This window comes from Brevundimonas sp. G8 (assembly GCF_902506205.1).
Taxonomy (GTDB): domain Bacteria; phylum Pseudomonadota; class Alphaproteobacteria; order Caulobacterales; family Caulobacteraceae; genus Brevundimonas.
On the sequence record NZ_LR732816.1, the window covers coordinates 1,382,802 to 1,407,580 of the forward strand.

Annotated in this window: 23 protein-coding genes and 1 pseudogene; 5 read left to right on the forward strand and 19 right to left on the reverse strand. The window is 60.3% G+C overall.

Annotation, left to right across the window (positions count from 1 at the left end):
- Nucleotides 1-8: 8 nt before the first annotated feature.
- The 6 genes from CHRYSEO8AT_RS06690 to rfbF are packed head-to-tail and all read right to left on the reverse strand — an operon-like array spanning nucleotide 9 to nucleotide 7,850.
- Nucleotides 9-1,784 carry a hypothetical protein gene (locus CHRYSEO8AT_RS06690; protein WP_159848092.1) on the reverse strand — a complete coding sequence of 592 codons (1,776 nt, stop codon included), beginning with the start codon at nucleotides 1,782-1,784 and terminating at the stop codon, nucleotides 9-11.
- On the reverse strand, nucleotides 1,784-4,438 hold the full coding sequence (locus tag CHRYSEO8AT_RS06695; protein WP_159848096.1) for a glycosyltransferase family 1 protein: 2,655 nt from the start codon (nucleotides 4,436-4,438) through the stop codon (nucleotides 1,784-1,786). The genes CHRYSEO8AT_RS06690 and CHRYSEO8AT_RS06695 overlap by 1 nt, the downstream gene beginning before the upstream one ends.
- 37 nt (nucleotides 4,439-4,475) lie before the next feature.
- The gene (locus tag CHRYSEO8AT_RS06700; RefSeq protein ID WP_159848099.1) at nucleotides 4,476-5,213 is read right to left on the reverse strand and encodes a hypothetical protein; all 738 of its coding nucleotides are present in this window, start codon (nucleotides 5,211-5,213) and stop codon (nucleotides 4,476-4,478) included.
- Between the two features lie 49 nt (nucleotides 5,214-5,262).
- Entirely contained in the window at nucleotides 5,263-6,489 is a 1,227-nt protein-coding gene (locus tag CHRYSEO8AT_RS06705) for a class I SAM-dependent methyltransferase (protein ID WP_159848102.1), read from the reverse strand.
- A gap of 7 nt (nucleotides 6,490-6,496) precedes the next feature.
- Nucleotides 6,497-7,069 carry a dTDP-4-dehydrorhamnose 3,5-epimerase gene (gene rfbC / locus CHRYSEO8AT_RS06710; RefSeq protein ID WP_159848105.1) on the reverse strand — a complete coding sequence of 191 codons (573 nt, stop codon included), beginning with the start codon at nucleotides 7,067-7,069 and terminating at the stop codon, nucleotides 6,497-6,499.
- Nucleotides 7,070-7,076: 7 nt separating this feature from the next.
- Complete coding sequence (rfbF, locus tag CHRYSEO8AT_RS06715; protein ID WP_159848108.1) at nucleotides 7,077-7,850, reverse strand: glucose-1-phosphate cytidylyltransferase; 774 nt, start codon at nucleotides 7,848-7,850, stop codon at nucleotides 7,077-7,079.
- 696 nt (nucleotides 7,851-8,546) lie between these two features.
- Between rfbF and gmd the strand changes: the two genes are divergently transcribed.
- On the forward strand, nucleotides 8,547-9,527 hold the full coding sequence (gene gmd / locus CHRYSEO8AT_RS06720; RefSeq protein ID WP_159848111.1) for a GDP-mannose 4,6-dehydratase: 981 nt from the start codon (nucleotides 8,547-8,549) through the stop codon (nucleotides 9,525-9,527).
- Nucleotides 9,528-9,529: 2 nt separating this feature from the next.
- Nucleotides 9,530-10,489 carry a GDP-mannose 4,6-dehydratase gene (locus tag CHRYSEO8AT_RS06725; protein ID WP_255451467.1) on the forward strand — a complete coding sequence of 320 codons (960 nt, stop codon included), beginning with the start codon at nucleotides 9,530-9,532 and terminating at the stop codon, nucleotides 10,487-10,489.
- Nucleotides 10,490-10,659: 170 nt separating this feature from the next.
- Here the strand turns inward: CHRYSEO8AT_RS06725 and CHRYSEO8AT_RS06730 are convergent, their stop codons facing one another.
- Genes CHRYSEO8AT_RS06730 through CHRYSEO8AT_RS06745 form a run of 4 tightly spaced genes read right to left on the reverse strand, consistent with a single transcriptional unit; the run spans nucleotide 10,660 to nucleotide 14,240 of the window.
- The gene (locus CHRYSEO8AT_RS06730; protein WP_159848117.1) at nucleotides 10,660-11,574 is read right to left on the reverse strand and encodes a hypothetical protein; all 915 of its coding nucleotides are present in this window, start codon (nucleotides 11,572-11,574) and stop codon (nucleotides 10,660-10,662) included.
- On the reverse strand, nucleotides 11,571-12,251 hold the full coding sequence (locus CHRYSEO8AT_RS06735) for an ABC transporter ATP-binding protein (protein WP_159848120.1): 681 nt from the start codon (nucleotides 12,249-12,251) through the stop codon (nucleotides 11,571-11,573). Before CHRYSEO8AT_RS06735 ends, CHRYSEO8AT_RS06730 begins: the two co-directional genes overlap by 4 nt.
- Nucleotides 12,251-13,417: a chain-length determining protein gene (locus CHRYSEO8AT_RS06740; RefSeq protein WP_159848123.1), complete on the reverse strand. Its 1,167-nt coding sequence runs from the start codon at nucleotides 13,415-13,417 to the stop codon at nucleotides 12,251-12,253. Before CHRYSEO8AT_RS06740 ends, CHRYSEO8AT_RS06735 begins: the two co-directional genes overlap by 1 nt.
- A gap of 37 nt (nucleotides 13,418-13,454) precedes the next feature.
- The gene (locus CHRYSEO8AT_RS06745; protein WP_201304375.1) at nucleotides 13,455-14,240 is read right to left on the reverse strand and encodes an ABC transporter permease; all 786 of its coding nucleotides are present in this window, start codon (nucleotides 14,238-14,240) and stop codon (nucleotides 13,455-13,457) included.
- A 445-nt stretch (nucleotides 14,241-14,685) separates the two neighbouring features.
- Between CHRYSEO8AT_RS06745 and argB the strand changes: the two genes are divergently transcribed.
- Genes argB through dapD form a run of 3 tightly spaced genes read left to right on the forward strand, consistent with a single transcriptional unit; the run spans nucleotide 14,686 to nucleotide 17,152 of the window.
- Nucleotides 14,686-15,615 carry an acetylglutamate kinase gene (gene argB / locus CHRYSEO8AT_RS06750; protein WP_159851642.1) on the forward strand — a complete coding sequence of 310 codons (930 nt, stop codon included), beginning with the start codon at nucleotides 14,686-14,688 and terminating at the stop codon, nucleotides 15,613-15,615.
- Nucleotides 15,612-16,286 carry a pyrimidine 5'-nucleotidase gene (locus tag CHRYSEO8AT_RS06755; RefSeq protein WP_236547452.1) on the forward strand — a complete coding sequence of 225 codons (675 nt, stop codon included), beginning with the start codon at nucleotides 15,612-15,614 and terminating at the stop codon, nucleotides 16,284-16,286. Before argB ends, CHRYSEO8AT_RS06755 begins: the two co-directional genes overlap by 4 nt.
- A complete protein-coding gene (dapD, locus tag CHRYSEO8AT_RS06760; protein ID WP_159848126.1) occupies nucleotides 16,283-17,152 on the forward strand; it encodes a 2,3,4,5-tetrahydropyridine-2,6-dicarboxylate N-succinyltransferase in 870 nt (289 codons plus the stop codon). The genes CHRYSEO8AT_RS06755 and dapD overlap by 4 nt, the downstream gene beginning before the upstream one ends.
- Here the strand turns inward: dapD and CHRYSEO8AT_RS06765 are convergent, their stop codons facing one another.
- From CHRYSEO8AT_RS06765 to CHRYSEO8AT_RS06800, 9 genes and pseudogenes are all read right to left on the reverse strand, one after another.
- Complete coding sequence (locus CHRYSEO8AT_RS06765; protein ID WP_159848129.1) at nucleotides 17,153-18,490, reverse strand: cell wall metabolism sensor histidine kinase WalK; 1,338 nt, start codon at nucleotides 18,488-18,490, stop codon at nucleotides 17,153-17,155. It lies immediately after the preceding gene.
- Nucleotides 18,491-18,644: 154 nt separating this feature from the next.
- Nucleotides 18,645-19,145 (reverse strand): ferritin-like domain-containing protein, encoded by a 501-nt coding sequence (locus tag CHRYSEO8AT_RS06770; protein WP_159848132.1) that lies wholly within the window; start codon nucleotides 19,143-19,145, stop codon nucleotides 18,645-18,647.
- 105 nt (nucleotides 19,146-19,250) lie between these two features.
- Complete coding sequence (gene galE / locus CHRYSEO8AT_RS06775) at nucleotides 19,251-20,240, reverse strand: UDP-glucose 4-epimerase GalE (protein ID WP_159848135.1); 990 nt, start codon at nucleotides 20,238-20,240, stop codon at nucleotides 19,251-19,253.
- A gap of 95 nt (nucleotides 20,241-20,335) precedes the next feature.
- Complete coding sequence (thrS, locus tag CHRYSEO8AT_RS06780; protein ID WP_159848138.1) at nucleotides 20,336-22,273, reverse strand: threonine--tRNA ligase; 1,938 nt, start codon at nucleotides 22,271-22,273, stop codon at nucleotides 20,336-20,338.
- On the reverse strand, nucleotides 22,270-22,521 hold the full coding sequence (gene yidD / locus CHRYSEO8AT_RS06785) for a membrane protein insertion efficiency factor YidD (RefSeq protein ID WP_159848141.1): 252 nt from the start codon (nucleotides 22,519-22,521) through the stop codon (nucleotides 22,270-22,272). Before yidD ends, thrS begins: the two co-directional genes overlap by 4 nt.
- 79 nt (nucleotides 22,522-22,600) lie before the next feature.
- Nucleotides 22,601-23,056, reverse strand: a complete 456-nt coding sequence (locus tag CHRYSEO8AT_RS06790) for an iron-sulfur cluster assembly scaffold protein (RefSeq protein ID WP_159848144.1) — start codon at nucleotides 23,054-23,056, stop codon at nucleotides 22,601-22,603.
- A 72-nt stretch (nucleotides 23,057-23,128) separates the two neighbouring features.
- Nucleotides 23,129-23,785, reverse strand: coding sequence for a GyrI-like domain-containing protein (locus tag CHRYSEO8AT_RS16285; protein WP_370514250.1), 657 nt, complete (start codon nucleotides 23,783-23,785; stop codon nucleotides 23,129-23,131).
- Nucleotides 23,742-24,017: pseudogene (locus CHRYSEO8AT_RS16120) on the reverse strand (helix-turn-helix domain-containing protein); the annotation flags it as partial. The pseudogene CHRYSEO8AT_RS16120 and the gene CHRYSEO8AT_RS16285, both read right to left, overlap by 44 nt.
- 70 nt (nucleotides 24,018-24,087) lie before the next feature.
- Complete coding sequence (locus CHRYSEO8AT_RS06800; RefSeq protein WP_159848147.1) at nucleotides 24,088-24,753, reverse strand: HAD-IA family hydrolase; 666 nt, start codon at nucleotides 24,751-24,753, stop codon at nucleotides 24,088-24,090.
- Nucleotides 24,754-24,779 lie beyond the last annotated feature (26 nt).

Sequence of the window (24,779 nt, forward strand, 5' to 3'; positions counted from 1 at the left end):
CAGAGTCATTACGCGCGCTGAAACAGATCGCGCAGCCGCTTGAAACGCCGGCGCGTCCTGAAGTACCAGCTGTTTCTGAGCTTGTTGATCGACAGTTTCTGCCGGTCGGCCAAATCTCGCAGACCGGCGATCTCGTGCTCGGCGTGATCGCGATACGCCTCTAATTCGGCCAGCCTTGCTCTTTGTCGTTGCGACGCGGCGTCTTCGTCCCGCCAGGACAGCCCCGGCGCTATAACCCCGGCGTCTACGGCGTACTGCAGCACGTTCGATCGCGCATCGAGTAGCGCGCCCGCCTTATTCGCCAAGTGGTACGGCGTACCCGCCTCCACCAGCGGTGAGATCGTCTCGTTGGGCGAGGGCTTCTGGAAGCTCATGTAGCCCGCACCCCGCTCGATGAGGAAGAAGGATATCGGCTCGGCCATCAGGCGTTGTGGCAGGGTGCTGCCCAAATCGAACAGATTGATTCCATCAAGCGGGGTCGCTCGGAGGAAAGCGTTGGGGAAGGTGAAATGCAGCGTGGAACTGGGCTCTGACGACAGCCACTGCTCCCGGTGGGTAAAGCCAAACTTCTCTACTTCCAGGAAGAATGCTTGAGGCCGAGGGGAGAAGCGCGTTTCCACGCTGCGATGGAGCCGCGATATCTCGGCGGTCGTGATGGGCAGAACATTCACGTCACGCAGCGCGAATTGCATGAACTCGCAAATCTGCCGGACAGCCTGCGGAAAAAGAACATACGCATCGTAGACCAGTAGGCTGAAGCCGTCGTTGGGGGTGCGCTGGAGATATGTTCGCCATTGATCGATCGCGGCTATTCCCGGAAGTTCCTCCTCAGACCAATGGATCGTCAGATAGTCGCGATAGCATTCGACGATAGCGCGGAATTCGTCGTATTTCGCGCTGTCCAGCCGGTCCAAGCCGATCAGGTAAACAGCGTCGGGCCGCTGGAACTGAGAGACGACGCTCATCAGGCAGCGATCGAATACGTCCGGGTCGTAGTATGTCGCGAAAACGAAGACCGTTACGGACGCGCGGTCTAGATGATGGGTCGCCCGGTTCAACACGGGTTCAACCAGACTGTAATAAAAATCCTTCGCGTCTGCGGCATGGCCGGACAGGCCGATAGTTCCGTACGCGGAGACGAAGCTCGCGTTATTGTACCGCGTGGCAAGATAGCGAGCCCATGCGTCGCGATCGCCTGCAACTTGCCCGTCGATGGACGCGCCATCGAGATAGACCGGCAGATTGCAGATCCAGCACGGCCGCTCTGCCTCCCATGCGGCGAGCGTAGCGAGATCGCCGACCGGCGCATCCGCTGGACACTCGCCCGACCCCACGAAAGTCTCAAGCCGAACGTCGCGATGGATCAGAAGTAGGTGGGCATCGAGATGGGCGGCGGGCACCACGCCCGCAAACCGGTCTGCCGCGGCACCCACGGCGAGCATATTTTTGACCGGCTTGAAATATGGGAACGATATGCCCGCGTTTCCGATAACGCCCCAAGCCACGTTGCGCTCTGCGAAGAAGCGGATCTGGGATCGTACGGTTTGGAGGAAGGACGACGGTACGACTACGTTTTGGTCCAGTAGCAGGATATGGCTGTCGGGATAGGTTGCCTGCAAAGCCTGCGCATAACTCAGCAGGGCCTGGCCGTCGCCTCGAAGGGCGACGTCGACCTGAACACCATCAACGCCAGTCACGTCAATGCTCTGGATGGCGCTCGCCTTCTGTTCGGGTTGCGAAAGCAGGATACCGATGACCAGATTAGGTTCGACGTCGATCAGCATCAAGCAACCCCTGTTTCGCCTTGCAGCTCGCCGCGAGGTCCATCGCCGCTTGCGAACGGGCGCTTCGTTGGATCAGGCGCCGCAAAGATCTTGGTGATCAAGCCTCTAATGCTTTCCCGCCAAGTGAGCCAAGGCATATTGGTTGATGTCGGATGCTCGCCGTTTTCATGAAGCGAAAGCCACTGCTCAATGTAGGGCGCCACCTCTATGGGGCTCAGATTGTCGGGGAAATAGAAGGCGTGCTCGCCGCAGACTTCCCTGAACACCGGCGCATCCCGAACGATGATGGGCACACCGTGCTGCGCCGCTTCGATTAACGGCAGGCCGAAACCTTCGACTTTCGAGAAATAGAGCAGGCAGGTCGATAGGTGGTAAATTTCGTCTAGTTGAACGTCGGTTAGATCGTTGAAAAGGAAGAAACGGCGGCCGAGCTCGGGGTGTTGCTTGATATAAGTCATCTGTTTTTCGTCGAGCCAGCCCACCTTTCCTACGATGATGAGATTCACGTCGGAGCCCTTCTCCCAAAGCACTTCCATGGCCCTGAGCATATCCGCATGACTCTTTCGGGGCTCGATCGTGCCCACCATCAAAAAGTTGGTCTTGCCTCTGAGGCCTGCGATCTCCTTCTCGCGGAACGTCTCCAGAACCTCCGACGTGCTCCGCTTCACAGCGTCCTGATGGACATAGTTGTGGAAGTCGCCGCCGAGATGGAACCAGTCAAGCTCGACCATCGGCTGAAAAGGCAGATCGTGTTCTATGACGCTGGCGCGGACATCGTCCTCCGTCGCCCGAGATATGGAGATTAGTTTGTCACCCTGCAGCAGGCATGACAGCCAACTGAGCATCGCCTCCTTGGCATGATGCCCCTCATGGAACGAGTAGTTGATCGGGATGAGGTCGTAGACAATGAACACGGTCTTGACGCCGATCTCGCGAAGCGTCTGCAGATGGAAACGTTGCCGGATCAATTGCGGCATCGTCAGTTCGGAATGGAGCAGGGTGTCGCCGTCGGAAAAGACCACCCGCTCAGTCGACTCTTGATCGAAGGGCCTCCTAGATTTCCCGTTCAGAAGATGATCCTGCAAGTTCCGAGCATAATGATACCCGATGCCATCAGCATGCGAATACACTAGGGCGAGTTCGACATCCTCAAGTTGACGCGCCATTTCGATTACGATGCACTTGATTACGCGCTGAATGCCAGTGTTGTAGTCGTAATGGACGAACTCGGAAACATCGATGAATATCCGACGCCGTTCGATAGGCGCCGATGTCGGGTAGGTCAGATCAATCGCAGTCGCCGCATTTGCCAGAATGGTGTCTATTTCCGCTCCCGCAGCTGTATTGGGCAACGGCAGCGCGCCGATTTGTTCGATCGCCCACTTCCGGGCCGAGAATCCATCTGGGAGCCGCGTGCCGGCCTTGGAATGGGCGTGCTCTAGCCCAGCGATCGCGCGCATCCCGCAAGCGGCCCAGTCCCATTTTTCGACGTGTTCGAGACCGTAGTCTCTCAGGTCTGAGCGGAACGCCTCATCGGTCAGGCCCTGCGCCATCTTCGCCGCCATGTCGTCGGCATCGGTCGGGTCGAACAACGCATCGTTGCGTCCCATGACTTCTGGCATCGCGCTCGTACTAGAGGCGATCACAGGAAGCCCGAAGGCCATAGACTCAAGAATCCCCAGGCCAAATCCCTCATACAGCGACGGGAAAATGCCGAGATGAGCCAGCTTGTATAGGACCTGCAGATCCTCGTCTGTGGGATGCACCGCAACGCTCAGCACACTTTGCGGTAGATCGTTCGCCTGAATTACGGCTGACAGCCGGCCGAGATCGTTGAAGTTGGAGCCTGCGAATACGATTTGATAGGAATCCCTGATGTGGGGCTCCAGTCGAGCGAATGCCTCGATCACGCCAACATGGTTTTTCCGTGGATCCTGTGCACTGACGTACAGGATGAATGGCTTCCTTATATTGTACTTGTGACAGACATCTTGAACCTGACTGCTGGTGGGCGTCGCCGTGGAAAGATTTGTGAAACCCAGGCTCGTCATCGTGATGTCGGTAGCAGAATAATCAAGGAACTGAACGATGTCGTCCTTAACGCTCTCAGAAATCGCGAATATGTGGTGAGATTTTTTTAAGTACGCCAAGTGTTCGCGGTAGAAATCGATGAATCCGTTACCCGTGCGGTCATCGTACAATTGCGGATAAACGAGAGGGATGAGGTCGTAGCAAATCATGACGACCGGAATTTCGTAGGCTCCGGCGGGTACAGGGAGCAGGCAGGCGTCGTGGTATCCGTCGCAAAAGTTTCCAAACAAAACGACATCTGGTTTCAGTCCCGTTAGGAAGGACTGGTACAGAATAGTGTTGATTCTCCGCTGATAGGCCCAAGTGTCGTTTTGTCGTGCTTGGTGCCAGCTAACTTCGACAATGCCATGCCAAACATGGAAATTTTCTATCGGCAATATGTCGGATAGCTGCGCCCAGATCTCTTCGGCATAATCGTAAAGCAGGCCGCTGATGACGACGAGGACTTCGTGATCTCCACGTTGCAGGATGATTTCCCGCACAAGAGAGCGATAGGCACGACCGATGCCGCGGCTCCGATTTGCTGGGGCCTGGATGGCTTGAAGGTCGAGTACGATACGCATCAGCGCTCCTTGATGACCGAACCGGTCTGACGTTCTGTTAGGTGCGCGGCTTGGCGATGCTACGCCTCAGTCGTCTAAACCAAACACTGATGCCGGAGCTCAGTTGCGTGGCGAGGGTGTGCAGGCCCGGCACCTTAAAGACGACGGCAACCTGCGTCACCGTGACGCCAACCACATCTTTAAGATTAAGGCGTACCTCAATCGCCGGCACCACGTGCCGCATAAGGTCGTCCTCTCGCAGGCGGAAGGGCAGGTGGAATGTCGACTTGCCTAGTGCCGTTATCTTTTTGGTCTGCTGGCAAAGGTTTGTCCTGTTATTCAGTGTGACCTCACCCGTCACCCGCGCCCTTTTTCGGTCCCCCATATTCGTCACCTGAAACTCGATGATCGCCATGTAGAGACCGGCCGGCAGACACAAATCAGGTGGGCCGTAGATGATCCGACCAGTTCCCACGCCGTCGCCGACGATGGTGTTATCGATCCGTTCACCTAAATCGGGATTGTGTGACAGGCGATCGGTGACAATCCATGTCGCTGCTCCGTCCACTGTCTTCAGCGCGCGTTCCTTCTCCAGCGCGCGCAACTTTTGCCGCAGCGCCCTCGCGTTCAACTGTTCCTGCCTCGGCGAGGGGGGAAGCGCCACAGGCTCTATCTTTTCGTCGTGCTGGACGATCGGCTCGGATCCTGTGGGACGCCTCAAAGACACCAGCAGATCTCGCGCCGGTCCGCTGAGATGTTCCGGCGGTTGGAACCGGATGGAAATTGCTTGGCTCATCGTGATGCCTTGCTGGTGACGTGCTACGCGGACTTGTGAACAATTCGAGTTAGTTGAGGACGGCGAGTTCGGGAATGGCGATCACGAACCTTCCCCCATTCTCGCGGATCGCAACTTGTTGCTGCACGATCTCGGCCGCGATGTTCCAAGGGAAGATCACGACATAGTCCGGCCGGTATGCCACGAGATCTGCGGGTGGCAGGATTGGCAAGTGGTTGCCAGGCATCCACTTGCCCTGTTTGGACGGGGCCGCATCCGCTACGAAAGCGATCAGATCGGTAGAGATGCCTGAAAAGTTCATGAACGTGTTGCCCTTCGCCGCCGCCCCATAGGCCGCGACCTTTTTTCCGGCGCGCTTTTGCTGGATCAGGAAGAGGAGCAGATCGTCCTTGATCCGTTCAATCTTGCCCTGGAATTCCCGGTAGGTGTCCAGCTCTGTAAGTCCGAAGGCCTGCTCCTCGTCAAGCAATGCCTGGACGTTCTTTGTATCGGAACGCGCGTCGGTATCGTGGCAGCCGTAGATCCGATAGCTGCCGCCGTGAGTCGGCAGGCATTCCACATCGAATATGCGCAATCCGCAGCTTGCGAAAATCCGTCGTGCCGCAGTCAGCGACAGATAGGAAAAATGCTCGTGGTAGATGGTGTCGAACTGGAAGTCGCGCATCAGCGACATCAGGCTGGGAAACTCTAGAGTGACGACGCCGCCTAGCTTAAGCGCGACCGCGAGACCCTTTGTAAAGTCATTGATGTCGGGGACGTGCGCATAGACGTTGTTACCGCAGATCAAATCGGCTTGGCGCCAGCTCTCGATCAGCGTGCCGGCGGTCTCTTCTCCGAAAAAACGCCGCCAGATGGGAACACCTATCTTTTCGGCGGCCAGCGCTGTGCTCTCAGTCGGCTCGATCCCGAGACACGGTATCCCTTCGGCGACGAAGTTGCGAAGTAGGTAGCCGTCGTTTGCGGCGATCTCGACTACAAAGCTGTCTGCGGTCAGGCCAAGCCTGCCGCTGATCATTTCACAATAGGACTTCGCATGCTGGAGCCAACTACTCGACGTCGATGAGAAGTACGCATAATCGGGCGAGAAAACATCGTCGGCCGCAGTGAAATCTTCGTTCTGGGCAAGCCAGCACGTGTCGCAGATCATGACGCGCAAGGGAAAGGTCACTTCCGGCGCATGAAGCTGGTCCGCGCTCAGGTAGGCGTTCGACGGCGGCGCATAGCCAAGATCGACGAACTTATGTGTGAGCGGCTGGCTGCAGTGGCGACACTTCATGACGATCCTAGCGACTGGGATTGGAGTTCGGGAACACGACGCCCGCATATTCGGGCGTAATCAGCGGGTGTGCGACATCCCGATTGGATAGGTTGATGGCGGGCAAGGGCCATTCGATTCCCAGGCGGGGATCGTCGTAGCGAAGACCGTCCTCTGCACCCGGGGTATAATATTCCGAATGGAAGTAGAGGATTTCACTGTCATCCGCGAGAGTCTGGAATCCATGCGCGCAGCCCTGGGGAATCAGTAAGGCGTGCCTGTTTTCGGCGCTCAGCTCGACACCGAGCCAACACAAGAAGGTTGGCGATCCTGGACGCAGGTCTACGACGACGTCGAATATGCTGCCTGCCATGCAACGGACGATTTTGATCTCGGCATGAGGAGGGTTCTGATAGTGCAGCCCTCGAACCGTACCCCGTTCACGATTGATCGAGTGATTTATCTGTACGATCGAAGCCTGCCCAAGATGCGGCTCGAATTCTCGCTGGCAGAATAGGCGGGCGAATCCACCTCGCTGGTCGCCAATCCAGCGTGCATCGAGACGATAGACGCCATGGATAGAGAGTTCTTGGAAGTCCATGCGCGGGTTACCAAATCTTCCAAGGGGCCCGTTGCGACTGCCACAGCTCTTCGAGAACATTCTTGTCGCGAAGCGTATCCATCGGACGCCAAAAACCGTCGTGCTGCCAAGTGTAGAGCTCTTCGTCGCGCGCAAGATTGCGAAGCGGATCCTGCTCAAACACCGTCGCATCGCCATCTGTTATATAATCGAAGACGGTCGGTTCGCAGACGAAGAAGCCTGCATTGATCCATCCGCCTTCAGTCTTGGGCTTTTCAGAGAAGCTCGCGACTCGCATGTTGTCGCCGATCTCTAGAGCGCCAAACCGCGCGTCCGGCTGCGCGGAGGTCATTGTAATCGCCTTGCCATGGCTCTTGTGAAAGCGAACGAGCTCGGCCAGATCGATGTCGGCTACACCATCGCCATACGTCAGCAGGAATGGCTGATCCCCGATAAACGGCTGTGCGCGCTTGATGCGGCCCCCGGTCATCGTCTCGAGGCCTGTATCGAGAAGGGTCACCCTCCAAGGCTCGCTCTCGTTGTTGTGCACCTCCATCGACCCGTCGCGGATATCGATGGTCACGTCGCTCATGTGCAAGAAGTAGTTGGCGAAATACTCCTTTATATAGAAGCCCTTGTACCCGGTCAGTATCACGAAATCGTTGAAGCCATAATGCGAATAAAGCCGCATTATATGCCAGAGGATCGGCCGCCCGCCGATCTCAACCATCGGCTTCGGGCGCGAGCCGGTTTCTTCAGCTAGGCGTGTTCCGAGGCCGCCAGCCAGCAAAAGGACCTTCATATATCTCAACCCACTCAGCTTATATCCAGCAAAGCCAAATAATATGGTTTGCGCTCGGAGGGGGCGGATCAGCCCATATAAACGGATCCGCCCTTCGGCGGAGAAACCGCGGTGCCGCTCTAGCCTATATTAGGCGCGTCGCAGGGTTTCAATAGTCGGGCGTCCGCGCCAGCCCTGAAAATCAGCCTATTAGGCTTGAAGTTTCCGTCTAGCCTAGGGGGCAGAACGAGGAAAAGACGATGCCTGTAGAGGGGCGGCGACGGCTCGGCTGCCGGGTCCGGGGAAGACAAGCGAGCCTCAATCGGGGCGTTTGGCCACAGTGCAGATGCTCAGAATGCGAGGATCTAGATATCCGAATAAAATGGACCTATAAATACAAGCATAGAGTAAGCGGCTCCTGAAGCTTCATCAAATGGACGGAGAACTAAAGTGGAAGTCGACGAAATGCACCGTTGTTTCCATGAAGTCTGGCAAGTTGCGGCGGCGGACGAAGAATGACGACTGAAATGTGTGGTCATTCTCGACCGTGGGCGCGTCCCTATACAGGGATCACAATTTGAGCGGTCGGGGTTTTTCCAATGTGCCCCCATCACTGGCTATAAGCAGATCGTTCGGTGTTTGCGGTGCGAATGGCGTTTTGACTTCGAAGGCCAGCCGATGCTAGCTCGGGCCAATCGGCGAGATGGAGACTTCGACTTGGCTAGAACCGCGTTGGTCACGGGCGTCACAGGACAGGACGGAGCGTATCTTTCCCAGCTACTGCTGGAGAAGGGGTATGAGGTTTACGGCCTTGTGCGTCGTTCCAGCCACTCTGAAGTCGATGACCATCGACTGAGGTGGCTGGGTATTCACGACGATGTCCGTATCGTTGATGGCAACCTTACGGACCTCAGTTCTCTCATTCGCGTGCTTCGCGAAGTCAAACCCGACGAAATTTATAATCTGGGCGCCCAGTCGTTTGTAAAGGCTAGCTGGGACCAGCCTATTGTGACCGCCAGTGTCACGGCGAACGGGGTGTTGAACATTCTAGAAGCGGCGCGATTTGAGGCTCCAAGCGCACGTTTTTATCAAGCCTCTTCGTCCGAAATGTACGGCCTGATTCAGGAGCCGATGCAGAGCGAGACCACACCCTTCTATCCTCGCAGCCCCTATGCGGTAGCCAAGCTTTACGGTCACTGGATCACGGTGAATTATCGCGAGAGCTTTAACATGCACGCATCGTCGGGCATCCTGTTCAATCACGAATCCCCGCTTCGTGGCCTTGAGTTCGTCACGCGCAAAGTCACGCGTACTGCGGCTGCGATCAAGCTGGGGCTGGCTAGCAAACTGGAAATGGGCAACCTTGACGCCAAGCGTGACTGGGGTCACGCCAAGGATTACGTGCGCGCGATGTGGCTTATGCTGCAGCAGGACAAGCCCGACGATTATGTGGTCGCCACAGGCGAAACTCATACGGTACGTCACATGATTGATGTGGCTTTCAAGCGGGTCGATCTCAATCCCGACGACTATCTGTCAATCAATCCCAAATTCCTCCGTCCTGCCGAAGTAGATGTTCTTTTGGGAGATGCGACCAAGGCGCGAAACCAACTAGGCTGGACGCCCGAGATCAGCTTCGAAGCGCTGATCTCGGAGATGGTCGAAGCCGACTTGGTTCGACTGCGCCGCACGATCTGAAGATGGAGGGCAGCGCAAGGGTTTTGGTCACTGGTGCCGGCGGGTTTGTAGGGCGCCGCCTCGTGAGCGCGCTTTCCGGGGAGCCAGGTGTCGGCGCTATTCTGGCATTGGGGGGAGGTGCAACAACCCCATCGAAAGTCGAGACCGGCGTGGCTGATGTCACGACCAATGAAATCGAAATGGCGATTGGCGCGTTCAGACCCAGTCATATTGTGCACTTGGCGGCTAAGTCGTCAGTCTTCTCAGCCCTGCGAGATAGTCGAGGCGTTATGGATGTGTCCGTGGGTGGGGCGCTGAGAATAGCCGACGGCGTAGCAATGCACGCCCCTTACGCCAAGGTCCTGTTTGCGAGTTCCGCCGAAGTTTACGGTGCTGCGTTCTCTTCCGGTGTGGAGCTTGATGAGGCAAGCCCTGTCGCGCCGGCCAATCCCTACGCGCGCTCAAAGCTTGCAGCCGAGTTTTTGCTCGCCGATCGGCTGAATTCGGAAGCCAGCCTAGTTGTGATGCGTCCCCTAAATCATATCGGACCGGGGCAGGACTCCAGATTTGTGGTTTCCGCCTTCGCCCAACAGATTGCCGAAATTGAACGCGGTTTGCGTCCCCCGGAAATCCGTGTCGGAAATCTTGACGCCCAGCGCGATTTCATGAGCGTCGACGATGTGGTGGAAGCCTATCTCATGGTTCTCTTACAGAAGGCAATCGAACCTGGTTCAAGAGATATATTCAATATATCATCGGGATCTGTAAGAAGCATAAAAAGTGTGTTGACCGACCTTCTTGCTCTTTCTGCTGTCACCTGCAGCATTATCGTAGATAAAGAACGTTTTCGACCTAACGATATTGCCGTCACACGTCTTTCAAGCGCCAAGTTGAAGAAGGATATCGGCTGGTCTCCTAGGGGGGAGTGGACCGCCCTGTTGGCCTCGGTGCTCGACGAACATCGCTCCAAGCTGGCGAGCTAGGCGCGCACGCTCCACATGGCGAATACTCCTCACGAGCGTCTTTAAGACGTGCCGTAAAGACGCCCCCTTGTTCAAGTTGCGCCCTGAGACGTTTTGGGTGCCTCCGACTGACTAGGCGCGGTGAACTTTTCAAGATCTGATAGTGTAAAACTACGAACCAGCCAGTCCGTCTAGGCCGGGGCGGTCTCGCCCATCATTTCGATATCGACGCCTTCTAGGGTTAAAGCGCCTGCGAGCGAGCTTTCTGGAAGAATAACCCGGAGTTCACAAAGCGCCGCTTCTTCAAAAATATGGGTGATTTGAGCGATGAAATGACCAGATTTTCCCGGAGAAGCTTCGAATGAAGCAAATTGGGCAAGAGGCCCCCACTCGAACCGCAGCCGATGTCGACATGCAGACGCGTCAACAGAAAATCTAACGGTCGCCTGCCATTGGCCTTTGGGCAACGCCACGTATGGACCGTGAACCAGACATCGAGCACGACCCGTCAAGTCGATTCGTGTGCCGACTGATGCATCAAGGCTTTGATGAGCAGGATCGATCGAGAAATCTGAGGGTAACCATGAATAGATGGCCCCCGGCTTCAGTGGGCCCTCCCTGTAGAGGGTGAGCGCATGATCTACAGGGCCCTCCTTCGAATCAAACGTTCCGTCGAGGGGCACGTTGAGGAAGGATGTCACAGCTACAGACTTGGCCCCATCCAGCGTAGATGGGGTTATATATCGCACGCTAGGACTTGTCGGAAGGACCGAAAGGGCAAGCGATACATCGGCTCTTTGCCTGCCAGTCCAGTGCCCGAGAGCGTCAGCCTGCGTAAGAATTACCGTTTTCTCAGTGTAGGCGTTGGTCGATAGGTCGTTAAGATTATCGGAAATATGGATGCTGTAGGCATTTGTCGGATCGACGGCCTCATTTTCCCACGTGGAAATGGCTATGCCGCTGCCCTGCCCTTCAGCCAAGATTGCCCGACGCCACCCCTCAGAGTCAGGTGACGATGGAATAATGACCAATGCACTGCCCGAATGGGTTTCGGATTGACTGATCAGTAGCGGATTAGGAGAGAGCATTTCTATTTCGATCGTCAACTAGCGCGAAGCCACATGTAGACATCGACAGCCTCATCAATATCGTCGAAAATCTTAGCTTGTCCGCCCTCGATAACAAGAGCGCGACTGCAGTGCGCCTTGATAAGGCCCATGTCGTGCGACGCCATTATGAAGGCGCGATCAGCGCGGTGTTGGAAGAGTTCGGTATTACAGCGCTCCTGAAAGCGAGCGTCTCCCACCGAAACCAGTTCATCTATCAGGTAGCAATCGAATTCGATCGCTAGCGACATGCCAAAAGCCAGGCGTGCCCGCATCCCTGATGAATAGTGTTTGACGGGCATTTCAAGGCGCTTGCCCAGTTCAGCGAAGCCTTCCACACGATTAAGAATTTCATGATAATCACGACCATAGAGCCGTGATATGAAGCGGATATTGTCTAGGCCTGAAAGGCTTCCCTGAAAACCTCCCCCGAAACCGATCGGCCACGATGGTTTTACCGACCATTCTATCTTGCCGGATGTCGGGGGTAGGACGCCTCCTAGAATCTTTATCAGCGTCGATTTGCCTTGCCCGTTGCGACCGAGCAGAGCGAGGCGACCAGATCTGGGCACTTCGAAATTTAGATCGGAAAACACCGGACGACCGACGCCGGGTTTTCCGTATGTCTTTGTCAGTGAGGTAACGCGAAGGCCGCTGTCGCTCTGCAAGCTGGACATCAGTCCTGCCTGTGCTCGCGCACTCCAGCCCAAACCAGCCAACCAACCCCATAAATCAATAGGCAGGTCATAAGGACTGAAAGAATGGAACGTAGCCTGCGAGGCTCGGATGCTACGTCTGGCAGATTCGGAGACGCGATACGTTCCAGGTAGAGCTGTTGGCGCTGTGCGTCCTGTTGAGAGGACAAGAGGCTTGCTGTCGCCGCAGCAACTTCTTTGGCGGCAAGCTCGTTGTTGAGGACCAGAGTTTCATATTGGCCAAGTTGGGGGGCAAGCGAAGATGCGCCGCCAGCGATCTTGCTGCGTTCTTCAGCGATCTGGCGCTCAAGGGCTGTAATCCTGCCATTGATCGAGGGGAGCAATGGGCTTTGGGGTGTTTCAGCCCGCAACTGATCACGTTGCGCCTCGATTTCCGCAAGGCTGGACATCAGTCCAACCATCACTTGCGACATCGCAGTGGCCTCGCGTGCGGGATCGAGAAAACGCTGCTGATTGCGGAAGGTGGCCAAGGCAGCTTGTGCTTCGCCAGACAAGCGGACGGCCGAATCCCGACGTAGCGTTGCGTCAGAGATCGCATTTGCAGTTGCGCGACGATTTAGCTGGTTAACAAGCGTTTCTCCTTCGTCAAGCAAGGCATTGGCCACCTTTTGGGCGTCGCCCGGTCGGAAGGCTTCAACGCGCAGCGTGCTGATTCCAGTTTGAGAGGCGTAGCCGACAGTTATAAATCGGCTGGATGCCTTGTACATGCTTTCAAAGCTGCGATCCTCAAGCAGATTAGGGTAGCGTGCGAAGACGTCTGCATGCGCGGGACCCAAAACATCGACCATGTTCACGCGCCGGTTCAGTTCGACAAGGCCATCGCGCGAAGTGATGTACTCGTGAATGGCGAAGGCGTCCGACGCTTGGCTCGTGAAGCCTGCTCCTTGAAGCGCGATGCCCAATGCCGACATTTGGGGTTGTGTTGGCGAACGCACGATGAAGCGCGCCTCTGATACATATATCGGGGCGGCAATCAGAGCGAAGTAGATGGCGGCGATCAGTGTGGGGATGGCGACCACGACCAAAAAACCCCAAGGTATCTTTTTGAAGATATGCCGGTAATTTCGTTGTGGAGGCTTCTGTGCCGACGAGAGCGGGCCGACGTAGGATAGACGATTTTCGGTCATTGGTGTTTCGCGTTTGAGGCGTACGTCGGATCGATGCTTAATCGACTTCGATGCGCTTGCTGGCAACTGTTATCAACAACACGCCGCTGAGGTTCATGATGAGAACCCAAAGAAGTGCGTAAGCCGGATTGTAGTGCGTTTCAACGAACTCGCCGAACACGGCTGCCCGTATCATTTCCACAGCATGAGGGAAGGGAATCCAGAGGTAAATCTCGCGCGCAGACGGAGGCAAAAATGATGTCATGACGAATGCGCCCGATATCGGAATGAGCGCATAACTGAGAAAGCCGATCAGCCGTTCGAAAAGATCTGACATCATGGCCAGGCCGCCGAATGTCAGTGCAAGCCCTGAGCCGAGGCCCAGCATGATAAGCCAACCGGAATAAAGCAGCAGATAGTCTGTGGGCAGGTTGACTTGCTTGAGCCCGAGCAGAAGTGCGTAGACGATAATGAAGGCGCATGTGGCACCGGCAAATTCGAGAACTACTCGGGTCGCGTAGATGTGCAGAGGCTTGATGCGTGAATGGTACAATAGCCCTGAGTTCGCTTGCAAAGCGGTGATGGTCGTGCCGATCAGGTGGCGCAAAAGCAGCAGGCTCATGTAGCCCGTCATCACAAATGGCCCCAGCTTTATGCCGTGTTCATAGGGGGGCTTGATAAAGTGCCACATCGTGAGCACGCCAACGCAGAAGATTAGCGGTTCGGCCACCAACCACAGAAAGCCAAGACCTTCCCGACCGTAACGCGTCATTATCTCGCGCATCATGAGCGCGCCTATTATACGGCCATGGAGAGGCAGGCCGGTAGGAAGCGAACGGTTCATAGGATCTTACTCTGCGCGTAGCGCATGGGATGCAAGCCGAGATGCGTCTTGGGCGGATGACAAACAGCTTTCATACCGCATGGCATTCCCAGCAGGTTGATCAAGCGGCCGTCGAAATTCGCGCCCATGATAACCGTTGATGCGAAGGATTTGGCTCCTGAAATAGATGTCAGTTTCGGCTACGACAAGCGCGCAGGCTGCGTCAACCTTGATGTCGATTCTGCGGGTAACTCTGCAGGTTGTTCGCTGGCCGACGATGTTGGCATTGTCCAACGGTTATTTCGCTAGGTGTTGGCGCGCGACGATTCTCGGCCGTACGCAGCAAGCTGCTTACTTTTGACGATAAATCCGCTGTCGCAACGGTTGTCCACTATGTGGCGGATCGAGGATGTGTCGGCCCTTCCTGCGTGACACCGCCTCCATCCCCCGCTATCTCGCGCGCGTGATGAACGAAACAGAACGCCAGTCCGAAGAACGCAGCTGGGAGACGGCGAAGACGCTCGCCGAGGCCTTGCCGTATATTCAGGTCTATGACCGCGAGACCGTGGTCATCAAATACGGCGGCCACGCCATGGGCGAGAGCGCAGTGGCGCGTCAGTTTGCGGCCGATGTCGTGCTGCTGAAGCTGATGGGCGTGAACCCGGTCGTGGTGCATGGCGGCGGGCCGCAGATCAGCGCCATGCTGGAAAAGGCGGGCGTGAAGTCCAGCTTCGTCGATGGCCTTCGGGTCACCGATCCGGCGACGATGGAGGTCGCCGAGATGGTGCTGTCGGGCGCGGTGAACAAGGAAATCGCCCACTGGATCACCATGGCGGGCAAGGAGGCGGACGTGCGCGGCGTCGGTCTGTCGGGCAAGGACGCGGGCCTGCTGACGGTCGAGAAGACCTGTCGCACCAAACGCGATCCCGACAGTATGATCGAGCATGAGGTGGACCTGGGCTATGTCGGGGAGCCGACCAAGGTCGATCCCAAGCTGATTAAGGGCCTGATCGCGTCGGAGACCGAGGATTGGGTTCCGGTGATCGCTCCAATTGGCGTCGCCGAGGACGGCCAGACCTACAACGTCAACGCCGATACGGTGGCGGGCGCCATCGCCGGATCGTTGAACGCCAAGCGGATGCTGCTGCTGACCGACGTGCCCGGGGTCAAGGGCGCGGACGGCGACATCATTCGCCAGATGACGCTGGAGGAGGCGCAGGCCCTGATCGACAGCGGCGTCGCCCACGGCGGCATGATCCCCAAGCTGGAGACGGCCATGGCGGCCGTGCGTGCGGGCGTCGAGGCGGTGGTCATTCTTGATGGTCGCCGGCCGCATGCCATGCTGGTCGAGCTGTTCACCGAGTTCGGCGCGGGCACCCTGGTGAAGGCGTCTTGACGGATCCCCATTCTGCATCCCTTGGGCATGTGCGGGCCTGGGTGTTCGACATGGACGACACCCTGTATCCGCGCGAGCAGGGGCTGATGCGGCTGGTGCAGGCGCGGATCAACGCCTTCGTGGTCGAGGCCGTGGGGCTGGACCCCGAGGCGGCGGCGGCGATGCAGCGTCAGTTCCTGGACGAGCATGGCACCACCCTGGCCGGTCTGATGGCCAACTATGCCGTCGATACCGAGCGGTTCCTGCGCGAGGTGCACGATGTGCCGCTGGATGGGGTCGAACCCAATCCGCGCCTGGCCGAGCGGCTGAAAAGCCTGCCGGGGCGGTGCTACGTCTTCACCAATGGGGCGCGCGACTATGCGCACCAGGTGCTGGAGCGGATCGGGATCGCCGATTGTTTCGCCGACGTCTTCGCCATCGAGGACGGCGACCTGACGCCCAAGCCCAATCCCGCCACCTTCCGCCGGATGCTGGAACGGTTCGACATCGACCCGCACCAGGCCGCCTTCTTCGAGGACACGCCCAAGAACTTGGAGCCGGCCAAGGCCCTGGGCATGGCCACCGTCCTGATCGGCGACGGCCACGGCAAGCCGATCGGCCCGCACATCGACCATGTGGGCCCCGACCTTCTCGACTTCCTCTCCGACCTGACCTTCAAGGACGCCGCATGACCGATCTGTCGCATCTCGAATCCGTCGTCGAGGCCGCCTGGGAACAGCGCGCCGAGGTGTCCGCCGCCACCCACGGCGAGGTCCGCGACGCCGTCGAGACGGCCTTGGCCCTGCTGGATTCCGGCCAGGCGCGCGTCGCCTCGCGCGGTGAGGACGGCGTCTGGACCACGCATCAGTGGCTGAAGAAGGCGGTGCTGCTGTCCTTCCGTCTGAACGACAACCAGATCATGCGCGCCGGCCCTGCGTCCGTCATGCCGTTGTCGGCGGATCATCCGGTCGCCGTCGGACCCTTCTGGGATAAGGTGCCCAACAAGTTCGGTGACTGGACGGCGGCGGATTATCAATCGGCGGGCTTCCGCTCGGTCCCCGGCGCCATCGTTCGTCACGGCGCCCACATCGCCAGGAACGTCGTGCTGATGCCGTCGTTCGTGAACATCGGCGCCTATGTGGACGAGGGGTCAATGGTCGACGCCTGGGCCACGGTCGGCTCCTGCGCCCAGATCGGCAAGAACGTCCACCTGTCGGGCGGCGCGGGCATCGGCGGCGTACTGGAGCCGCTGCAGGCCAATCCGACCATCATCGAAGACGGCTGTTTCATCGGCGCCCGCGCCGAGGTGGCCGAGGGCGTGATCGTGCGCGAGGGCGCGGTTCTGGCCATGGGCGTCTATCTGTCGGGCTCCACCAAGATCGTGGACCGGGCGACGGGAGAAGTCTTCCGGGGCGAGGTGCCGGCCTATTCGGTCGTGGTGCCGGGCGCGCTGCCCGATCCTAATGGCGGGCCGTCGCTGTATTGCGCCGTCATCGTCAAGCGCGTGGACGCCCAGACGCGGGCCAAGACCGGCGTCAACGAACTGCTGCGCGACTGATCAGGCGGCGATGCGGGCGTCCTGTATCATGGGCGTTTCGAACGTCGCGTGAAGGGTGAAGGTCGACCCTTGGCCCGGGGTCGACGTCACCGTGATCTCGCCATCCATCAGGACGGCCAGACGCTGGCAGATGCTGAGGCCCAGGCCGGTGCCGCCGAACCGGCGCGTGGACGAGCCGTCCACCTGAGAGAAGGGCTGGAACAGGCGCGACAGATCGTCGGCGGCGATGCCGATGCCGGAATCGACGATGCCGATCCGCAGGGCGATGCGGCCTTCGGCGCGCGGTTCGCTTTCGACGACCATACGCACCTCGCCTTGCGGCGTGAACTTGATCGCATTGGCCAGAAGATTGTGCGTGACCTGGGCCAGGCGCAGCGGGTCCATCTTCAGCACGGGCGGAAGATCGTCTCGAATTTCGGTCGCGAAGGTCAGGCCGCGCGCCTCGGCCTGGGCCTTGAACGGCCCTGTCAGCCGGGTCACCAGCGTGTCGGTCTCGATATCGGCGATGTCGAGTTCCATCTTGCCGGACTCGATCTTGGTGATGTCGAGGATGTCGTTCAGCAGCACCATCAAACCTTCGCCCGAGTTGCGGATCACGCCGACGAACTCCTTCTGGCGGTCGCTGAGTTCGGACATTTGAAGCAGTTGCGCCGCGCCCAGCACCCCGTTCATCGGCGTGCGCAGTTCGTGCGAGATGACGCCCAGGAAGTTGGACTTGGCCGCGCTGGCCGCGTCGGCGCGGTCGCGGGCGGTTTCCAGCTCTGCGATCAGCTCGGCCTGACGCCGGTTCACGGCCTCGAGATCGCCGTCCTTCATCTGGGTGATGACGACCTTGATGAGAAGCGCAAGCGCCAGGACGGGAACCATGCTGAGCATGACCCAGAATCCGGGACCACCCCATAGGCGGACCAACAGCATGGCCGCCACGATCGAATAGGGCGCCGACACGATCAAGGCCTCGCGCGGTGCGGCGCGCATCTGGGTGAAGACGAGGACATAGCCCGCCATCAGCAGGCCGACGCCCAGCGGCACGCCATAGGCGCCGCCGTGCAGGATGGCCAACAGCGGCGCAGCCGCCCAGGCGACGCAGGAAACCGTCGCCGTCGTCAGCTTGATGCGATCGTGAAGCCGGATGTCGGAAAGAACCAGTCGGCGCTCGACGAAGGTTCGCAACATGCCGATCATCGTAGCCGCACAGAACCAGGAGACGGCCTCGTACCAGTCAGTGACGGTGGCGAGGGCCAAGGCCCAGCTGGCGATCAACAGATACCGCATGTAACCCGCTGCAATCACGTGCTGCAGAACCAGGCGGCCTGAGGCGGATTGGGGCTGGGTCATCGTCAGGGTCTCGGAAAAGGCAACGACCTTTTATACCCACTCTTCACCTAACATACGGTGAACGCTGACTTTTGTAGCCTGTAATGTCCGGGTTCGTACGCAAGGCTTGAGGGCGGATAGGGTGGAGGCGGCCGCGAAACCGCCTCCGGTCGTATCAGGCGGCCGTCTTCATGGCGGCGGCGTTGACGGCGGCGTCGGCGATGCCGGTCAGGTCTTCGTCGGTCTGGGCTTCCTCCTGCAGGGTCTCGTCCAGCAGGGCGGCGGCCTCCTTCATGCCAAGGACCAGCGCCCAGCGCTTCAGCGTGCCGTAGCGGGTGATCTCATAATGCTCAACCGCCTGGGCGGCGGCCAGCAGACCGGCGTCTAGGGCAGGGTTGTCCTTGTATTCGTCCATGATCTCCTCCCCCTCGGCCAGGATGCCCTCGATGGCGTCGCAGGTCTTGCCGCGGGCGGGCTTGCCGATCAGTTCGAAGACCTGTTGCAGGCGTTCGATCTGGCCTTCGGTCTGGTCCTTGTGTTTCTCGAGGGCGGCCTTCAGCTCGGGCGATTGCGCGGCGCGGGCCATCTTGGGCAGGGACTTCAGGATTTTCCGCTCGGCGTAATAGATGTCCTTGAGCGTGTCGTGGAACAGGGTGTCGAGGGTTTTCTCGGCCATGGTCGTGTCTCGCTATTTGTGGTGGAGCGCAGGCGCGCACCTCACCACAAGCGATCTTTCAGGTTTACGTTCCTCTGTTCGGTTTCGCGCGCAGGCTGCGAAGATCTAGGCCTCAAGTGCGTCACGCTCGGCGGCATGCCAGCGCCAGGCCGTGCGAACGATGTCGTCCAGGGTCCGTGTCGGCCGCCAGCCGAGAACCTCGCGCGCGCGGCTGTTGTCGGCCACCAGACAGGGGGCGTCGCCGGGACGACGCGGCGCGGTCTCCACGGGGAAGGGGCGGTTGGTCGTGCAGCGGATGGTGTCGATCAGTTCCCTGACCGTCGTGCCCGTGCCGGCCCCCAGGTTGAAGACCGTCGTCTCGCCGCCGTCGAGCAGGTATTTCAGCGCCCGCACATGGGCGTCAGCCAGGTCCATGACGTGGACATAGTCGCGCATCGCCGTGCCGTCGCGGGTGTCGTAATCGTCGCCGAACAGCTTGAACCCCTGGCGCTGGCCCAGCGTCGTCTGGAGCGCCAGCGGAATGGCGTGGGTCTCGGGGTGGTGGCGCTCGCCGATCCTGCCGTCCTCATCGGCGCCGGCGGCGTTGAAATAGCGCAGGCAGACAGAGCGGAAACCGGCATAGGCCGAATAGTCGGCCAGGGCCTGTTCGACCATCAGCTTGGATCGGCCATAGGGGTTCAGAGGCGCTTGGGGATGGGCCTCGTCCATCGGCAGATAGACGGGGTCGCCATAGGTGGCGCAGGTCGAGGAGAAGACCATCGCCTCGATCCCGCCGCGCCGCGCCGCCTCGATCAGGGTCAGGGCGCCGACGACATTGTTGTCATAGAAGCGGCCTGGCGCCTTGACCGATTCCCCCACCTCGATCAGGGCGGCGAAATGCAGGACCGCAACGGGCCTGTGTCTGGCGATCACCGCATCCAGGCGAGCGCCGTCGCGGATGTCGCCGGTCTCCAGTTCGCCCCACTGGACGAAGGCCGCATGACCGTTCGACAGATTGTCATAGACCACCGGCGTGAAACCGGCCTGGGACAGGGCTAGGCAGGTGTGCGACCCCACATAGCCGGCGCCGCCCGTGACCAGGATGGTGCTGGCCATGCCGCTCTCCCCTTGGACCGTTGCCGGCACAGACACGGGAGCGTGTTGAAGCCTGCCGTCCTAAGATGGATAACAGCCTGGGGTCATTCTTTCTGTCAATCCAGGGTATTGTCTCGCTTCAGATCCGGCGGCGTCGCCTCGTCGGTCAGGATGCGGATGGCCTCATCGACCGTGACGAGGGTCTGGGCCTGCGAGCCCAGGCGGCGGATGGCGACCATGCCTTCCTCGGCCTCCTTGCGACCGACGACGGCGATGACCGGCACCTTGCCGACCGAGTGTTCGCGGACCTTGTAGCCCACCTTCTCATTGCGCAGGTCGATCTCGGTGCGCAGGCCGGCGGCCTTGAACTTGGCCATGACCTCGCGGGCGTAGTCGTCGGCGTCCGAGGTAATGGTCGCCACCACGGCCTGGGTCGGCGCCAGCCACAGGGGGAAGGCGCCGGCGTAGTTCTCGATCATGATGCCGATGAACCGCTCGAACGATCCGAGGATCGCGCGGTGCAGCATGACCGGCCGGTGCTTCTGGCCATCCTCGGCGATGTAGGTCGCATCCAGGCGTTCGGGCAGGACATAGTCCAGTTGGATCGTGCCGCAGGTCCATTCGCGGCCGATGGCGTCCTTGACCACGAAGTCCAGCTTGGGCGCGTAGAAGGCGCCGTCGCCTTCGGTGATGACCGGCTCGGTTCCGGCGGCGCGGGCGGCCTCCAGCATCAGGGCCTCGGCCTTGTCCCAGAACTCGTCGGTGCCGGCGCGGTTCTCGGGCCGAGTGCCCAGGCTGATGTAGGCCGTCTGCATGTCCAGGTCGGCGTGGACGCTGCGGGCCAGTTTGATGAACTCAGCCGTCTCCTCGACGATCTGGTCCTCGCGGCAGAAGATGTGGGCGTCGTCCTGGGTGAAGCCGCGCACTCGCATCAGGCCGTGCAGCGATCCCGACGGCTCATAGCGGTGGCAGGCGCCGAACTCGGCCATGCGCAGCGGCAGCTCGCGATAGGAGCGCTGGCCCTGGTCGAAGATTTGAACGTGGCCCGGACAGTTCATCGGCTTGAGGCTCAGTTCCTCGCCCTCGACCGTCTCGCAGACGAACATGTTTGGCCGGTATTTGTCCCAGTGGCCGCTCTGTTCCCAGAATTTCCGGTCCAGAACCTGGGGCGTCTTGACCTCGACATAGCCGGCGGCGTCCAGGCGGCGGCGCATATAGGCCTCCAGCACGCGCCACAGGACCCAGCCCTTGGGGTGCCAGAAGACCATGCCCCGGCCCTCTTCCTGCATGTGGAAGAGTTCCATGGCCTTGCCGACCTTGCGGTGGTCGCGCTTCTCGGCCTCTTCCAGACGCAGCAGGTGGGCGTCCAAGTCTTCCTTAGTGGCCCAGGCGGTGCCGTAGATGCGCTGCAGCTGTTCGCGTTTCGAATCCCCGCGCCAATAGGCGCCGGCCAGCTTGGTCAGTTTGAACGCCTTGCCGACGTGGCGGGTCGAGGGGAAGTGCGGGCCCCGGCACAGGTCGATCCAGTCGCCCTGCTTATAGAGGGTAATGGTTTCGGTCCCCGGCAGGTCGCGGATCAGCTCGGCCTTGAACTTCTCGCCGCGGGCCTCGAAGAATTGGATCGCCTCATCGCGCTCCCACACTTCGCGCTCGAACTTGGCGTCGCGGTCGACAATCTTCGCCATTTGCTTTTCGATGGCGGCGAAGTCGTCGGTCGAGAAGGGCTCCTCGCGGAAGAAGTCGTAATAGAAGCCGTCCTCGATGGCTGGGCCGATCGTGACCTGGGTGCCGGGGAACAGGGTCTGGACCGCTTCGGCCAGGACGTGGGCCGTGTCGTGACGGATCGTATAGAGGGCGGCGGGATCGTCGCGCATGATCAGGCGGAAGTCGCCGCTCGTCTCCAGCACCCGGCCCATGTCGCGCTGCTCGCCGTTCAACTCGGCCAGAACGGCCTTCTTGGCCAGTGACGGCGAGATCGAGGTTGCGACGTCGCGCGCCGTGGAGCCTTCGGGATACTGGCGAACCGCGCCGTCGGGGAATTTCAGGTCGATCATGACTGCTGTTCTTTTTGGTCGGTCTTCAGGGGCGGAACCGGGTCGTAACCCGACCCGCCGAAGGGATGGCATTTACAGAGCCTGCGCATGGTGAGCCATCCCCCCTTGACCGGTCCGTGCTGGATCAGGGCGTCGCGCCCGTAATCCGAACAGGTCGGCAGGAACCGGCACTGCTGGCCGATCAGGGGAGACAGCGTCAGCTTGTAGCCCCGATGGGCCGCGCGCACGCCGCGTTCATAGAGAGACATCACGTCCCTTCGCCGGGGGCTGGAAGAGTTCGCCGCGCTTATCCCCTGTCATCGCAGGGGGATCAACCGGTCGTGCCCCTCAGGCCGCGCCGGCGAGGCGAGTTCGGGCGGTCAGGGCGTTGTTAACCGCCTCCAGCGTCGCCTCCAGCGAGACCAGGGTCGAGGCGTGGCGGGCGGGATAATCCGCCACCTGCCGCAAGAGACGCAGATCCTCGAACCGGCCGCTTGGGCCTTCGCCGCCGGACTTCAGCATGGCGGACATGGCGTCACGAGCGTCCCGGAGTTCATCGACCGACGCGCCGATTACAGACTGGCCCAGCACCCCCGCGGCGGCCTGACCCAAGGCGCAGGCCTTCACGTCCTGAGCGAAGCGGGCGACGCGGCCTTGATCGTCCAGTGTCACATCGACGGTCGCCCGCGATCCGCACAGCTTGGCGACCCGCTCGCCGGTGCCGTCAGGCGCGGGCAGACGCCCCGCATGCGGGAGGTTCGCCGCCAGCGACAGGATGCGCGCGCTGTAGAGGTCGTCGATCATGGGGCGAAGATAGGGTGTTCGACGCCGGCGCGAAACCTCCCCCCCGTTGTGAGGAGGGGAGGCCCGTTCGGCTCAGTCCCGGATCGGCAGGAAGAGATCGGTGATCGCCTGATGCTCCGCCACGTCGGGGAAGAGGCTGACCCTCTGGGCGAACATCGGGAAGTCGCGCAGTTCCTGCCCGCTGTCCGGCAACCACTGACCATAAAGCCAATTCGCCGCCGCGCTCAGGTCGTCGCTGTTTCCGATCTGGCGCAGAACCGCGCAACGCCCGGCGGGTATGACCCCCGCCACCACGTCCGGGTCGTTCGGCGAGATCGCTCGGTTCGTGGCGGCGCACAGATCGACGCGATAGGCCTGCGGCGACGCCTCGTCGGGCTCGGGATGGAAGACGTTGAAGGTCGCGCTGATCTTGGGCGGCAGGCCGGCCGCCTTTCGCCAGGCGATGAAACGGCGAATGGTCTCGCCGATCTCTGCGGGGACCGCCCCTATGCGCCATGATGGCGACGGGGGTTTCGGGAAAGTCGAGAATGCGGACGTCGGTTTGGTCGAAGGTCTGTGACATGGTCTGGCTCCTGGCTTGAATGAGCGGCGTCTGGGCCGCGAGCCAAGGATTCCAGCGGGGCTCTCTTCTGAAGCCGGTGGGGCTCTGGTCGTAATGACGCCGGAAGGCGCGACTGAACGCCTCCGGCCCCTCGAAACCGCTGTCGAGCGCGATCTCCAGGACGCTATGCCCGTTGCGGAAGGCCAGCCTGTAGGCCGCGCGTTTCAGGCGCGTGAGCTGCACATAGCGGCCCAGGCTGACCCCGAACAGCGAAGAGAACTGCCGCTGGAAATGATGACGGGAGAAGGCCGCAACCTCGCTGACCGCCGCCACGCTCAGATCCTCATCCAGGTGCTCGTCGATGAAGACGAGCGCCCGGTGCATCCGCGCGTGATAGTTGTCGATGACGTTCCGGCCCATCCGCACCTCCTTGGCGCATGCAGGGATAAAGATCAGTCGGCGGGCGAACCTGACCGGGAATGCTGATGCGTCAGACCTGCGCGGTGAACGTCAGCGTCCCGTCGGTTCCGACTTCAAGCCCAGCATCCGCGTAGTCCGCCAGTGTGGGATGATCCGTCTCCAGCGGATGGGTCCAGGCGGCGGTGACGACCATCACGTCGGCGCCGGCCGCTTCGCCCGCCTTGATGCCGGCGGCGGCGTCCTCGAACACCAGGCAGTCGGCGACGTCGAAGCCCAGGGTCGCGGCGGCCTTCAGATAGCCGGCGGGGTCGGGCTTGCCGCGTTCGACGTCCTCAGCGGTGATCATGACCGCGGGCGGCGTCACCCCGGCCGCCTTCAGTCGGGCGCGGGCCAGGGGGACGGACGCGGAAGTGACCACGGCCCAGCGGTCGGGCGGCAGGCGTTTGACGAAGTCGATGGCGCCGGGAATGGGAGCGACGCCGTCCACGTCCTCGATCTCGCCCCGCTCGACCCAGGCGACCTCGGCGTCCAGGTCGATGTCGAGCAGGTTCTGTTTGCGGATGGTGTCGACGGCCCGCACCCCGTGCATGACCGACAGCAGGGCCGCGACATCCAGGCCGTGACGCTCGGCCCAGCGGGTCCAGACCCGTTCGGCGGCGAGCGTCGAGGTGATCAGGGTGCCGTCCATGTCGAACAGGAAGGCCTGGTAGGTGCGGGGTGCGGGGAGTGAAGCCATGGCCTCATCCACCACGCGGGCGGCCC